Annotated in this window: 13 protein-coding genes; 4 read left to right on the top strand and 9 right to left on the bottom strand. The window is 66.0% G+C overall.

Annotation, left to right across the window (positions count from 1 at the left end):
* Position 1: 1 nt before the first annotated feature.
* From ACH438_RS35510 to ACH438_RS35495, 4 genes are all read left to right on the top strand, one after another.
* The gene (locus ACH438_RS35510) at positions 2–919 is read left to right on the top strand and encodes a LysR family transcriptional regulator (RefSeq protein WP_397013498.1); all 918 of its coding nucleotides are present in this window, start codon (positions 2–4) and stop codon (positions 917–919) included.
* 179 nt (positions 920–1,098) lie between these two features.
* On the top strand, positions 1,099–1,581 hold the full coding sequence (locus ACH438_RS35505; RefSeq protein ID WP_397013496.1) for a phenylacetaldoxime dehydratase family protein: 483 nt from the start codon (positions 1,099–1,101) through the stop codon (positions 1,579–1,581).
* Between the two features lie 51 nt (positions 1,582–1,632).
* Positions 1,633–2,334: a low molecular weight phosphatase family protein gene (locus tag ACH438_RS35500; RefSeq protein WP_397013494.1), complete on the top strand. Its 702-nt coding sequence runs from the start codon at positions 1,633–1,635 to the stop codon at positions 2,332–2,334.
* Between the two features lie 181 nt (positions 2,335–2,515).
* Entirely contained in the window at positions 2,516–2,920 is a 405-nt protein-coding gene (locus tag ACH438_RS35495; protein ID WP_397013492.1) for a hypothetical protein, read from the top strand.
* 68 nt (positions 2,921–2,988) lie between these two features.
* On the opposite strand, the gene ACH438_RS35490 is transcribed toward ACH438_RS35495, so the two are convergent.
* The 9 genes from ACH438_RS35490 to trpB all read right to left on the bottom strand — a co-directional run bounded on the left by ACH438_RS35490 (position 2,989) and on the right by trpB (position 12,636).
* Positions 2,989–3,900, bottom strand: coding sequence for an acyl-CoA thioesterase (locus ACH438_RS35490; protein ID WP_397013864.1), 912 nt, complete (start codon positions 3,898–3,900; stop codon positions 2,989–2,991).
* Positions 3,901–3,912: 12 nt separating this feature from the next.
* Positions 3,913–5,334 carry a pyruvate kinase gene (gene pyk, locus ACH438_RS35485; RefSeq protein WP_397013491.1) on the bottom strand — a complete coding sequence of 474 codons (1,422 nt, stop codon included), beginning with the start codon at positions 5,332–5,334 and terminating at the stop codon, positions 3,913–3,915.
* 90 nt (positions 5,335–5,424) lie between these two features.
* Positions 5,425–6,093 (bottom strand): amino acid ABC transporter permease, encoded by a 669-nt coding sequence (locus ACH438_RS35480; protein WP_397013489.1) that lies wholly within the window; start codon positions 6,091–6,093, stop codon positions 5,425–5,427.
* Between the two features lie 21 nt (positions 6,094–6,114).
* Complete coding sequence (locus ACH438_RS35475; RefSeq protein WP_397013485.1) at positions 6,115–6,873, bottom strand: transporter substrate-binding domain-containing protein; 759 nt, start codon at positions 6,871–6,873, stop codon at positions 6,115–6,117.
* A 296-nt stretch (positions 6,874–7,169) separates the two neighbouring features.
* Positions 7,170–7,763, bottom strand: coding sequence for an NINE protein (locus ACH438_RS35470; protein ID WP_397013481.1), 594 nt, complete (start codon positions 7,761–7,763; stop codon positions 7,170–7,172).
* Positions 7,764–7,840: 77 nt separating this feature from the next.
* Positions 7,841–9,052, bottom strand: a complete 1,212-nt coding sequence (gene lgt, locus ACH438_RS35465; protein WP_397013476.1) for a prolipoprotein diacylglyceryl transferase — start codon at positions 9,050–9,052, stop codon at positions 7,841–7,843.
* Between the two features lie 49 nt (positions 9,053–9,101).
* Positions 9,102–10,466 carry a glycerol-3-phosphate transporter gene (gene glpT / locus ACH438_RS35460; RefSeq protein WP_397013471.1) on the bottom strand — a complete coding sequence of 455 codons (1,365 nt, stop codon included), beginning with the start codon at positions 10,464–10,466 and terminating at the stop codon, positions 9,102–9,104.
* 86 nt (positions 10,467–10,552) lie between these two features.
* Positions 10,553–11,353, bottom strand: coding sequence for a tryptophan synthase subunit alpha (trpA, locus tag ACH438_RS35455; RefSeq protein WP_397013467.1), 801 nt, complete (start codon positions 11,351–11,353; stop codon positions 10,553–10,555).
* Positions 11,350–12,636: a tryptophan synthase subunit beta gene (trpB, locus tag ACH438_RS35450; RefSeq protein ID WP_397013464.1), complete on the bottom strand. Its 1,287-nt coding sequence runs from the start codon at positions 12,634–12,636 to the stop codon at positions 11,350–11,352. Before trpB ends, trpA begins: the two co-directional genes overlap by 4 nt.
* Between the last annotated feature and the right edge of the window lie 8 nt (positions 12,637–12,644).

The following is a 12,644-nucleotide window of genomic DNA, read 5'->3' as shown; positions in this document are numbered from 1 at the left end:
AATGGAGTTGCGGCAGTTGCGGTACTTCGTGGCGGTGGCCGAGGAGTTGAACTTCGGCCGGGCCGCGGCCCGGTTGCTGATCGCCGGGCCGTCGTTGTCGCAGCAGATCAAGGCGCTGGAGCGGGATCTCGGCGTGCGGCTGTTCGATCGGGATCGGCGGTCGGTGACCTTGACGACGGCCGGTTCGGCCTTGCTGCCGGATGCCCGGGCGCTACTGGGCCGGGCGGACGAGTTGCGGGTGCGGGCCCGGCAGTTGTCGGGCACGGAGGCGGTGCGGCTGGGTTATGTGAGCTGGCTGCCACCGGATCTGACCGCGCACGCCACGGCGGTCGCGCGCGTTCACATCGATGCGTGGGTGGCGCCGTCGCATACGCAGGCGGCACGAGTGGCGGACGGGAGCCTGGATCTCGCCGTGTGCTGGGTGCGTTCGGAAGACCTGGCGGAGTTGGGTTTACGGGCAAGGCTGCTGGGTGCGGACCGATTGCACGCGGTCTCGACAGGCCCCGAGAGCGGACCGGTTCCGGCGGCCGGCATCGTCGTCCTGCTCAGCGATGACGTCACCTCGTGGGCGCAGTGGAATCTCTACGCCGAGCAGCTCGCGCACGACACCGGCGCGGCCGTGCGGCGCATTGCCGACAGCGGCATCACCGGTTCGGCGTTCTTCGACCACGTCCGGCGCAGCGACCGCCCGGTACTCCGCTCCCCCAAGGACATGGCGGCCCCGATCCCGGCCGATCTGGTCCGGCGCGAGATCGTTGCGCCCGAGGTGTATTGGACGTGGTCCCTGGTCTGCGGCGCCGACGAGCAGCGGGCCGGCGTGCTCGCGGTCATGGACGCGCTCTGCGCCGGCGTCGACGCGACCCGCATGCACGGCCCCGAGGCGTGGTTGCCGGCGAACGATCCCCATCGCTGCCGCTGAGAGCCCGCACCTCTCAGCCGATCAGGCGGCCGATCGAATTCCGGTGTCCGCCAGGAACCCTCATCTCGGCCCGGAAATGGGCCTACACTGCAGGTCACGCCGCCAAACATCGACGTTTCGAACCGGGACCGCGGATCGTTCGTAGACCTGCAGGAGCCGGTGCGAGGTGCGGAGGGCTAATGCGGGTGAACAGGCTGACCGCGGACCTGTCGGAGTATCCGGATCTGGTCGTGATCCTGCTGGGCATGCGCGTGCGCAGACCGCTCGGTATGTTGAGGCTGCTCGGCATCGGGCCGAAGCTGTATCGATCGCATCATGATCGACCCGACGGATTGCTCTCACACGAGGACGTGATCTGGTCACTGTTCCCGCCGCATTGGGGCGCCCGGCAATATTGGCGCGACCCGGAAAGCCTGGAGCGGTGGACGCGTTCGGAGCCGCATCGGATCTGGTGGCAGAAATTCCTGCGGGATTCCGGTGGAACAGGATTCTGGCACGAAGCCTATTTCCTTAGCGGTGGAATCGATTCCATCTACGATGATATGAATGTGCCCGCGGGACTGGCCCGTTTCGCGCCCGTCGTGCCTGCTCGCGGGCGGTTGCACGAACGGAAGACGACCGACACTCGGCCACGAGATGAACATCCCGGGCAAAAGGTGTGATTCGGTCTCGGAAGCATTTCGAACAGATCTCGGCGGGACTAAGTTGAGTTCGTGCACGTGCTGTTCGTTTGTAGTGGAAATGTCTGCAGATCCGTCATTGCGGAACGATTGACCCTCGCGGTCGCAGCAGAGCACGGGCTCGATGATCTCACCGCGGAGAGTGCGGGCGTTCGCGCATTGGTCGGCTTTCCCGTGGAACCCCTTGCGGCGCAGACGATTGTCGGCCTCGGCGGCGACGCGAACAATTTCAAGGCCCGCCGCCTGAAGCCCGAGATGGTGCACCGCTCCGATCTCGTGCTCACCATGACCGACAAGATCCGCGACCAGGTGCGCGATCAGGTGCCCGAGGCACTGCCCCGCACCTTCACGTTGCTCGAGGCCTACCGGATCGCCAAGGTGTCCGGCGCGCGCAGTGTGCTCGGACTGCACGCCGCCCGTGACGATCTCGCCTACGTGGGCCGCGAGAACATCTCCGACCCGGTCGGCCTCTCCCCGCACGCCTTCACCGAGGTCGGTGACGCGATCGCGGACGCGCTGGTGCCCTTGCTGCTGGCGCTGCACGCACATCAGCATCCGCAGGCCACCATCCCGCATCGCGGCGGCGGGGACGGCGCGGGCACGCAACGGCCGCCGCTGCTGGTCATTCCGGGCGGTCAGGCCGATCCGGCGCGCAACGCCGAACCGGCCAAACACGCCGAATCACCCAATCTGTCAGTGCAACCGATGCGCCGCTCGGTGGAATCGGTCGGGTAGGAACGCATCCCGCCGCTCACGGGCCGGATCACCACGCCGCGAGAAGGCGTACTGTAGTGACGGGACGAACCGGATTCCCCGCGTGTCAATGGACCTGGTTGCCCGGATGGTCCGGTAAGGGATTACACTTCCGCGCGGAACACCACCGCCGGTGGTTCGACACAAGAACAGGACCAAGGACATGCCGAAGCGAATTTCGGATGTTTCGCTCCATGTTTATGTGACACCCCAGACCTTGGAACGCGTCACCAAGACGGTGTGCCGCGTGGTCGACGAATACGTGGCCGACCGAGATATCTTCGCGTGGCGCTTCACGCTTCCCGTGGAATGCGATGAACCCACGCATACGCTGCTCGAAACCCAGTGGCGGCTGGAGCATCCCGGCAAAGATCCGGGGCCGCGCCGCACATACGAGATCGCACTGAGTCTCGTTGGGGAAGCACGGAAACTCACCAAGGCGGGTATCGCAAAGCTGGAACAGAAGCTGATTCTCGGACTCTCCGAGGGTGAGCCGGCTGTCCCCTACATCGTGCATGCCCTGCAGCGGGAGAACTTCGACCTCGAAGAGAACCGCGAACTGATCTAGAAAAAACGAAACAGGCCGCACCCGTCGGGTGCGGCCTGAATTTCGCTGTCCTTCCGGACCGCCTCGATTCAGCGGCGGGCCGGGAAGTGGCGGATGACGCCTTCTTGCACGGTGGTCGCGATCAGTTCGCCGCTGCGCGAATAGAAATGCCCGCGAGCCAGACCACGGGAGCCCGCCGCTACCGGCGACTCGGTCGCGTAGAGCGCCCAGTCGTCGAAGCGGAAGGGCCGGTGGAACCAGATGGAGTGGTTCACCGTGGCGGCGATGATCCGGTCGAACCCCCAGGACAGGCCGTGGGTGGTGATGATCGAATCCAGCACCGTGGTGTCGGACGAATACGCCAGCGCCGCAACGTGAATCAGCGGATCCTCGGGCAGTGCGCCGTCGGTCCGCATCCAGACGCGGTTGTGGTCGAGGGTCTCGCCCGTGCCCTTGAGGATCCAGGCCGGATCGTTCGTGTACCGCATCTCGATGGGATGCGGCGCCTTCACGAACATTTCGAGCTTGTCCTCGAGCCCTGCGAACGACTCCTCCACGCGCGGAAGCCCTTCCGGGTCCGCCACGTCGGGCAGCGGCGACCCGTGTTCGAGGCCCTTGCCGTAGTCCTGGAAGGCCGCGAGCATGACGAACAGTTCCTGCCCGTCCTGGTACGCGGTGACCGTCCGGTTGGCGAAGGAGCGCCCGTCACGGTGCCGGTCGACGTGGTATTCGATCGGCTGCTTGGGGTCGCCGCCGCGCACGAAGTGCGCGTTGATCGCGTGGACCGGGCGTTCCGGTCCGACGGTCCGCCCGGCCGCGATCAGCGCCTGGGAGACCAGCTGGCCGCCGAACGTGCGGCTCCACACCTTCTCCGGATGATGTCCGACGAAGATGTCGGGACCGTTCTCCTCGAGATCCAGGATGCTCAAGAGCTCCCGCAGATCGTCGGAGCGACCGGCCCCCTCGGGGTCCGCGACGACGTCGTGTGACGTCTCGTCCAGCGACGCACTCACCTAGTGGTCCTCCTCGCCGATGCGATGCACGTGGATCAGGTTGGTGGACCCGACGGTACCCGGCGGGGAGCCGGCCACGATGACGACGAGGTCGCCCTTCTTGTACCGCCCGATAGACAGCAACGCGTTGTCCACCTGGTGGATCATCTCGTCGGTCGTGGCCACCGTAGGAACGATGAAGGTTTCCACGCCCCACGTCAAGGAGAGCTGGCTGCGAATCGCGGGCTGCGGGGTGAAGGCGAGCAACGGCAGCGGGGTGTGCAGGCGCGCGAGGCGGCGCACGGTGTCGCCGGACTGCGTAAACGCCACCAGCGCTTTGGCATTGAGCCGCTCGCCGATATCGCGGGCCGCGTAGGAGATGACGCCGCGCTTGGTGCGGGGCACGTGGGTCAGCGGCGGCACCCGGGTCGAGGACTCGGATTCCACGGCGTGCACGATGCGGGCCATGGTGCGCACGGCCTCGATCGGGTACTCGCCCACGGAGGTTTCACCGGAGAGCATGACCGCGTCCGCGCCGTCGAGCACCGCGTTGGCCACGTCGGAGGCCTCGGCGCGGGTGGGGCGCGAGTTGGTGATCATGGATTCCAGCATCTGAGTGGCCACGATGACCGGCTTGGCGTTCTCGCGGGCCATCTGCACGGCCCGCTTCTGCACCAGCGGCACCTGCTCCAGCGGCAGCTCCACGCCGAGGTCGCCACGGGCGACCATGACGGCGTCGAAGGCCAGCACGATGGCTTCCAGATTGTCGATGGCTTCGGGCTTTTCGAGCTTGCCGATGACCGGCACGCGGCGGCCGACCCGATCCATGATGTCGTGCACCAGCTCCACATCGGAGGGCGAGCGCACGAAAGACAGTGCGATGAAGTCGACTCCGAGCTTCAGCGCGAATTCCAGGTCTTCGATGTCCTTTTCGGACAGAGCCGGCACGGAGATGTCCATGCCGGGCAGGGAGACGCCCTTGTTGTTGGAGACCGGGCCGCCTTCGGTCACGCGGCAGACGACGTCATTGCCGTCCACGCGGACCACGGTGAGCCCGAGTTTGCCATCGTCGACCAGCAGGCGATCGCCCGGCTTGGCGTCCTTGGCCAGTTGTTTGTAGGTAGTGGAAACTCGGTCGTGAGTACCTTCGATGTCATCGACGGTGATGCGGATTTCCTCGCCCGTGGCCCAGACGGTTTTGCCGTCGATGAACCGGCCCAGGCGGATCTTCGGTCCCTGGAGATCGGCGAGGATACCGACGGCGCGACCGAGCGTATCGCTGGCCTGCCGCACCTTCTTGTAGTTCTCGGCATGGTCGGAATGCTCACCGTGGCTGAAGTTCAGCCGAGCTACGTCCATGCCGCTCTCGACGAGTTCACGAATACGATCCTCGGATGACACTGCTGGTCCGAGGGTGCACACAATCTTCGTTCGTCGCATCACGCGCTCAACCCTAGACCTGTGACGAATGTCCTGCTCTACGGGCACGGGGTGTTCAGCAAGATATATCGAAGGCGAACAGCTAATCCCTGGTCAACGTGCGACATGGCGGGCCAGGCGGGTCTCGAGCCGGGTCTGCCCGAAACCTAGGACCAGGCAAATTACCCAGTAGTAGATAGCGGCAACGCCATACAGCGCGAAGTAGTCGAACGTCGGCGCGGCCGCCGATTGCGCGGTGCGCAACAACTCGGTGACAAGGATGGTGGACGCCAGCGAGGTGTCCTTCACCAACGAGATGAGCGTGTTCGACAGCGGCGGTACGGCAATGCGCGACGCCTGCGGCAGGATGATCATCCGCAGCGCCTGCGGATAGGTCATGCCGACCGCGTAGGACGCCTCCCACTGCCCGTTCGCGACCGAAAGAATCGACGCGCGAACCACTTCCGCCGCATACCCGCCCACATTGAGGCTGAAGGCGATGATCGCCGCCGGGAACGGGTCCAGCACGATGTGGAACTGCGGCAGGCCGTAGAAGATGATGAACAGCTGCACCAGCAGCGGCGTGCCGCGAATGATCGAGATGTAGAACCGCGCCAGCCACGACAGCGGCCGGATCGACGACATCCGGGCCAGCGCCACGAACAGCGCGATCACCAGCCCGATGACGAAGCTGATCGCCGTGAGCGGCAAGGTCTTATCGACGGTGGCCTGCAGCATGGGCCACAGGTTGTGCTTGATGAGAGCCCAGGTGGAGGCGTCCATTGTCGAATTACGCTGTCCGGCTTACTTGCTGACGTCGGTGCCGAAGTACTTCTCGGAGATCTTCGCGAGGGTGCCGTCGGCGGACAGCTGCTGCAGCGCGGTATTGATCTTCGCGGTGAGGTCCTGCTCGTCCTTGCGGCCGGCGAAGGCCTGCTTGGAGGTCTGGCCCGTCTTGCCGACCACCTGGACCACGCCGGTGCCCTTCGCCTTGGTGAAGGCGTTCACGGCGAGGGTGTCGTTGACGGTGGCGTCCGCGCGACCGCTCTGCAGCAGCTGCACCGCCTCCACGAAGCCGGGGATGGCCTCGATCTTGCAGCCCGCGTCCTTGGCGACGCCGGCCCAGTTGCTGGTCTCGGACTGCGCGCAGGTCTTGCCGCCGAGGTCGGTCAGGGCGTGGATGCCGTTGTTGCCGGTCTTGGTGACGATGACGCCCTCGGACACGGTGTACGGGTCGGACAGCGAATACTTCTGCTGCCGTGCGTCATTGACGGTCACCTGGTTGGCGATGAGGTCGACGCGCTTGGAGTCCAGCGCGGCGAACAGCGAATCCCACGGCGCCTGGGTGAATTCCACCTTGCGGCCGAGCTTGTCGCCCACGGCCTTGATGACGTCGATGTCGTAGCCGGTGAGCTGGCCGCTGCTGTCCTGGTAGCTGAAGGGGCTGTAGGTGCCCTCGGTCCCGACTTTCAGCACGTTCGAGTCGCTGGAGCTGCTGCACGCGGTGAGCGCGGCGGTGGCGGCGACAACGGCGAGCACGGCGGCGACGAGCTTACGGCGCACGTAGGGGACCTCTCCTCGGGCGTGGCCGGACCACGCGACAAATAACCGACAAAGGGTACGCCGGATACCGACCGGCCTGCGCAGAAATCATCCTGATGCGGGAAACCCTTGCGCAAACCAGCGCAACGATGATATCGGCGAACAGGCGCTGCGCCCGATTTGCCCTCCGCTCCGCTACGGGCGTGTTCGCGGCGCTGGAGGTCTCGTTCTTCCCTCCTCCGCTTCGCTCCCCCGCTCCAAGCGCGGGGAGGCGGAGCGCAGTCCAGAACGAGACGCGCCGCGAACATGACGGTTTGTCAGTCGCGCAGCGGGCGGCCCTCGGGGTCAGGCACCTTGCCGACCAGCATCAAGATGCCGTCGACCAGCGGCCAGATCGCGCCGATGCCGCAAGTGAAGACGGTGACCACGATCTGCAGTACGCCGATCGTGGTGTAGCCCAGGTAGAAACGGCCGATCCCGAAGCCGCCCAGGAAGATCTGCAGCAGGCCCGCGGTCAGCTTGCTCTTGTCCGACAGCGGGACACCGTAGACGTCCCGGCCGTAGGGAGCCTCCGGGTCACCGCTGAAACCGGGCTGACCGTACGGGCCGAGCTGGCCGTAGGGCGCCGGCTGACCGTACGGAGCGGGCTGACCGTACTGGCCCGGCTGACCGTACTGGCCCGGCTGACCGTACTGGCCCGGCTGACCGTACTGGCCCGGCTGACCGGGCGCGGCGCCGAACTGCTGCCCCGCGGGCGCGTCGAACGGCGGCTGCCCCGGCGCGGCGTAGGGCTGCTGCTGGTATGGCTGCGCTCCACCTCCCTGCGCTTGACCGTACTGCGGGCCGGTGCCCGGCGCGCCGTATTGCGGGCCCTGACCGGGCTGCTGGTTATAGGGATCGGTCACTCGCATCCTCCTGAATCGCGGGCCGCCCCTGCGGCTCGGCCCCACCGTGCTGAACCCGCCGTGCGGGTTTCGCCGCGCGGTGGTCAGGAGCCATTCTTGTCCGACTCGACCTTTTTCGTCGTGTCGGACGCAGCGGACTCCGTCTCCCCCGGCTCGGAACCGCCGGATTCTGCAGAGTTATCGCGTTCCGCGTCCTCGGGGTTATCAAGATCCTTCGCGGATTCGCCGTCTTCCGAGGGGGATTCGGAGGCGTCCGGGGCCTCGGATTCCGCCACCGGCTCGTCGGCTTCGGACTCTTCGGACTCTTCGGTCCCGGAAGCGTTTTCGGTGGTCTCGGCGGCGACCGCGGTCTCGGCGCCGTAAGCGCGTATGGCCGCGAACTGCCACGGCCAGGGCCGATCCACCCCCGCCGCCACCTGCTCCGCGGTCTCCCGCCCCTTGGTGGCGAACACGAAATACGCCACGGCACAAATGAACACGATGCCCGAGGTGAACGAATTGATGCGGATACCCGCGATATGCGTCGCCTCGTCATTGCGCAGCAACTCGACAAAGAACCGGCCGAAGCAGTACACCGCCACATACAAGGCGAACAACCGCCCGTGCCCGATGCGGAACTTGCGATCCAGATAGATCAGCAATCCCACCCCGAGCACATTCCACACCAGCTCGTACAGGAACGTCGGCTGCACGATGGCCTGCACCTGGCCGTTGGACACACCGTTCATCATGTCCAGATTGCCGTTGGAGTCGTAGCGGAAGTAGATCTCCAGACCCCACGGCATGGAGGTCGGCCGGCCGTACAACTCTTGATTGAAGTAGTTGCCGAACCGCCCGATCGCCTGCGCCAGCAGAATGCCCGGCGCGATCGCATCACCGAAGGCGGGCAACGGAATCCGGTACACCCGGCAGGCGATCCAGGCGCCGAAACCGCCCAGCAGCACCGCACCCCAGATACCCAGGCCGCCCTGCCAGATCTTCAGGGCGTCGATCGGATGCCCGCCCGGCCCGAAGTACTTCTGATTGTCGGTGGCCACGTGGTACAGCCGCCCGCCGATCAGGCCGAACGGCACCGCGAACATGGCCACGTCCAGCACCATGCCGCCCTGCCCGCCACGCTGCTGCCAGCGCTTCTCGCCCCACCAGATGGCCACGACGATGCCGAAGATGATGCACAGCGCATACGCGCGCAGCGGGAAGCCCCCGATATCCCAGACGCCCCGCGGGGGACTGGGAATGTAGGCCAGCACGTCGGCGGAGGCCGGAAGATGATCGGCCAGGGCGAGTATGGTCACGAGACCCCACCGTAGTCGAATACGCAATGGCGCCGGACACCACGTGTAGCTATTTCACGTCGAGGAGTTCCAGCTGTCGCTTGTGCTTCTTCTCGCTGACCATGGTCAGGATCAGCAGCAGTACCGCGCCGATGCCGCCGCCGATGAGAATCGTGAAGCCGCCGTTCCAGCCGAAGTGATCCACCACGAACCCGATCACCGCGCTCGCGGCGACCGAACCGCCCAGGTAGCCGAACAGGCCGGTGAAGCCCGCGGCCGAGCCCGCCGCCTTCTTCGACACCAATTCCAGTGCGTGCAGGCCGATCAGCATGACCGGTCCGTAGATGAGGAAGCCGATCACGATCATGCAGCCCATGCTGATCGCCGGATTGTCCGCGGGCGCCATCCAGAACACCACGGTCGCGAGCGTCACCAGGCCCATGAAGAACACGCCGGTGGCGCCGCGATTACCGCGAAACACCTTGTCCGACATCCATCCCGCGAGCAGTGTGCCCGGAATACCGGCGTACTCGTAGAGGAAGTACGCCCACGAGGACTTGTCGAGGGTGAAGTGCTTGACCTCTTTGAGGTAGGTCGGCGACCAGTCCAGCACGCCGTAGCGCAGCAGGTACACGAAGACGTTCGCGAAGGCGATGCACCACAACAACTTGTTGGGCAGGATGTACTTGCGGAAGATCTCCTTGGCGGAGAGCTCCTTCTCGTCCTCGGCCGAATAGTCGGGCGGGTAGTCGTTCTTGTACTCCTCGATCGGCGGCAGGCCTGCCGACTGCGGGGTGTCCCGCATGAGGAAGTACGCGATGATCGCGACCACGATCGCGCAGAACGCCGGCATGTAGAACGCGGACCGCCAGTCGTGGAACCAGGCCATACCCAGCAGGAACAGCAGCGGCGGCAGGCCACCGCCGACATTGTGCGCGGTGTTCCACACGGAGACGATGCGGCCGCGCTCCCCCTGCGACCACCAGTGCACCATGGTGCGCCCGGCGGGCGGCCAGCCCATGCCCTGGAACCAGCCGCAGATGAACAGCAGCACGAACATGATCAGCACGCTGGAGGTCGACCAGTCCACGAAGCCCATGAACACCATGACGCCGGCCGACAGGATCAGGCCGAGCGGCAGGAAGAGCCGTGGATTGGAGCGGTCCGAGACCAGGCCCATGACGAACTTGGAGACGCCGTACGCGAGCGAGATCGCCGAAAGCACCAGGCCCATCTGGCCTTTGGTGTAGTCACCGTTGGTGCCGTCGGTCAGATACGGGATCGCGAGGGCGAAGTTCTTGCGGACCAGGTAGTAGGCGGCGTAGCCGAAGAAGATGCCGATGAAGATCTGCCAGCGCAGCCGCTTGTAGAGCGGGTCGACGTCTTTGTCGGGCAGCCGCTCCCGGTGGGGTGCGGGTGCGAGAAAGCTCAGCATAATAGCTGGATATTAACTAAATGTCTCGCACATTTCCAAATGGCAGGACTACGGCGACCCGGTAAGGCGACATCGACCCGGTCGGGCTACAGCGAGGCAGTCGCCGAACGCACGCCCTGCGCCAACTCCGCCGTCAGCGCCCGCACCGCGTCCAGGCCCTGCGCCGCAGCCGACACCAGCGCCGAACCGACGATGACACCGTCTGCGTAAGAAGCGATTTCGGCCGCCTGCGCACCATTGCGCACACCCAGGCCGACACCGATCGGAATATCGGAGTGACTGCGGATGCGCGCGCACAGCGCGGGCGCCATGGACGACACCGCGTCGCGGGCGCCCGTGACACCCATGGTGGAGGCCGCGTACACGAACCCCCTTGAAGCTTCGAGGGTTTTGACCAGCCGCTCCTCGGTCGAGGACGGCGCCACCAGGAAGATGCGATCCAGATTGTGCGTGGACGAGGCCACGAACCAGTCGTCCGCCTCCTCCGGGATCAGGTTCGGCGTGATCAGCCCGAGGCCGCCCGCCGTCGCCAGATCCCGCGAGAACCGGTCGACGCCGTACTGCAGCACCGGGTTCCAGTAGGTCATCACCACGGCCTTGCCGCCGGCCTGCGAGATGGCCTCCACGACCTTGAACACGTCGCGGACCCGGACGCCACCGGCGAGGGCCTGTTCGGCGGCGTGCTGGATGGTCGGGCCGTCCATCACCGGATCGGAGTACGCGACACCGACTTCGATGACGTCACAACCGGATTCGACCATGGCCCGGCACACGTCGATGGAACCCTGCACATCCGGGTACCCGGCGGGCAGGTAGCCGATCAGCGCGGCGCGGTTCTCCTCGCGGCAGGCCGCGAAGGTGTTCGCGAGACGGGACTGCTGGCTCACTGGTGATCCTCCGGCTTGTCGAAAAGCCCGAACCAGCGGGCGGCGGTGTCCATGTCCTTGTCGCCGCGACCGGACAGGTTCACCAGAATGATTGCGCCCTCGCCCAATTCCTTACCGAGCCGCAGCGCACCGGCGACCGCGTGCGCGGACTCGATGGCCGGGATGATGCCCTCGGCGCGGCTCAGCAACAGCAGCGCGTCCATGGCCTCGGTATCGGTGACCGGACGGTACTCGGCGCGGCCGGTGTCCTTCAGGTACGCGTGCTCCGGGCCCACGCCCGGGTAGTCCAGACCCGCCGAGATCGAATGCGATTCGATGGTCTGGCCGTCCTCGTCCTGCAGCAGGTACGAGTACGCGCCCTGGAAGGCGCCCGGCGTGCCACCGGTGAAAGTCGCTGCGTGACGGCCGGTTTCGACGCCGTCGCCCGCGGCCTCGTAGCCGATCAGGCGCACGCCCGGATCGTCGATGAACGCGTGGAAGATGCCGATCGCATTGGAACCGCCACCGACACAAGCGGTTACGGCATCCGGCAGCCGGCCGGTGAGCGCCTGGATCTGCTCCCGCGCCTCCAGTCCGACGACGCGCTGGAAGTCGCGCACCATGAGCGGGAACGGATGCGGGCCCGCGGCGGTGCCGAAGCAGTAGTAGGTCTGCTCCGCATTGGTGACCCAGTCGCGCAGCGCCTCGTTGATCGCGTCCTTCAAGGTCTGCGAACCCGTTGTGACACTGATGACCTCGGCGCCGAGCAGGCGCATGCGGGCCACGTTCAGCTGCTGCCGGACGGTGTCGACCGCGCCCATGTAGATGACGCAGTCCAGGCCCAGCAGCGCGCACGCGGTGGCGGTGGCGACGCCGTGCTGGCCCGCGCCCGTCTCCGCGATGACGCGGGTCTTGCCCATGCGCTTGGCCAGCAGGGCCTGGCCGAGCACATTGTTGATTTTGTGAGAACCGGTGTGGTTCAGGTCTTCCCGCTTCAGCACGAGGCGGGCGCCGCCCGCGTGCTGCGCCAGGTTCTTGCACTCGAACACCGGCGAGGGGCGGCCGGTGTAGTCGCGCTGCAGGCGGTCCAGCTCGTTCAGGAAGCTCGGATCTACCCGGCACTTCTCGTATTCGGCGGTGACCTCTTCGATCACGGCCATCAGCGCCTCGGGCACGTGCCGGCCGCCGTAGACGCCGAAGTGGCCGCCACGATCCGGCTCGTGGCTCTTGTGCGCGACACCCGCGCTGGCCTGCGGGAGGCCGAGAGTGTTCTTGCCGGAATGGATTCCGTCGGTCTGAGTCATCGGTTCTT

The organism is Nocardia sp. NPDC020380 (assembly GCF_044386975.1).
Lineage (GTDB): Bacteria > Actinomycetota > Actinomycetes > Mycobacteriales > Mycobacteriaceae > Nocardia.
The sequence above is the reverse complement of the archived record's forward strand: the minus strand, read 5'-3'. Positions and strand labels throughout refer to the sequence as shown.

Bases quoted from the DNA above. Each gene is read 5' to 3' on its own strand.
- ACH438_RS35510 (WP_397013498.1), top strand. From the start codon at position 2: ATGGAGTTGCGGCAGTTGCGGTACTTCGTGGCGGTGGCCGAGGAGTTG.
- ACH438_RS35505 (WP_397013496.1), top strand. From the start codon at position 1,099: ATGCGGGTGAACAGGCTGACCGCGGACCTGTCGGAGTATCCGGATCTG.
- ACH438_RS35495 (WP_397013492.1), top strand. From the start codon at position 2,516: ATGCCGAAGCGAATTTCGGATGTTTCGCTCCATGTTTATGTGACACCC.
- ACH438_RS35480 (WP_397013489.1), bottom strand. From the start codon at position 6,093: ATGGACGCCTCCACCTGGGCTCTCATCAAGCACAACCTGTGGCCCATG.
- ACH438_RS35470 (WP_397013481.1), bottom strand. From the start codon at position 7,763: ATGCGAGTGACCGATCCCTATAACCAGCAGCCCGGTCAGGGCCCGCAA.
- glpT (WP_397013471.1), bottom strand. From the start codon at position 10,466: ATGCTGAGCTTTCTCGCACCCGCACCCCACCGGGAGCGGCTGCCCGAC.
- trpB (WP_397013464.1), bottom strand. From the start codon at position 12,636: ATGACTCAGACCGACGGAATCCATTCCGGCAAGAACACTCTCGGCCTC.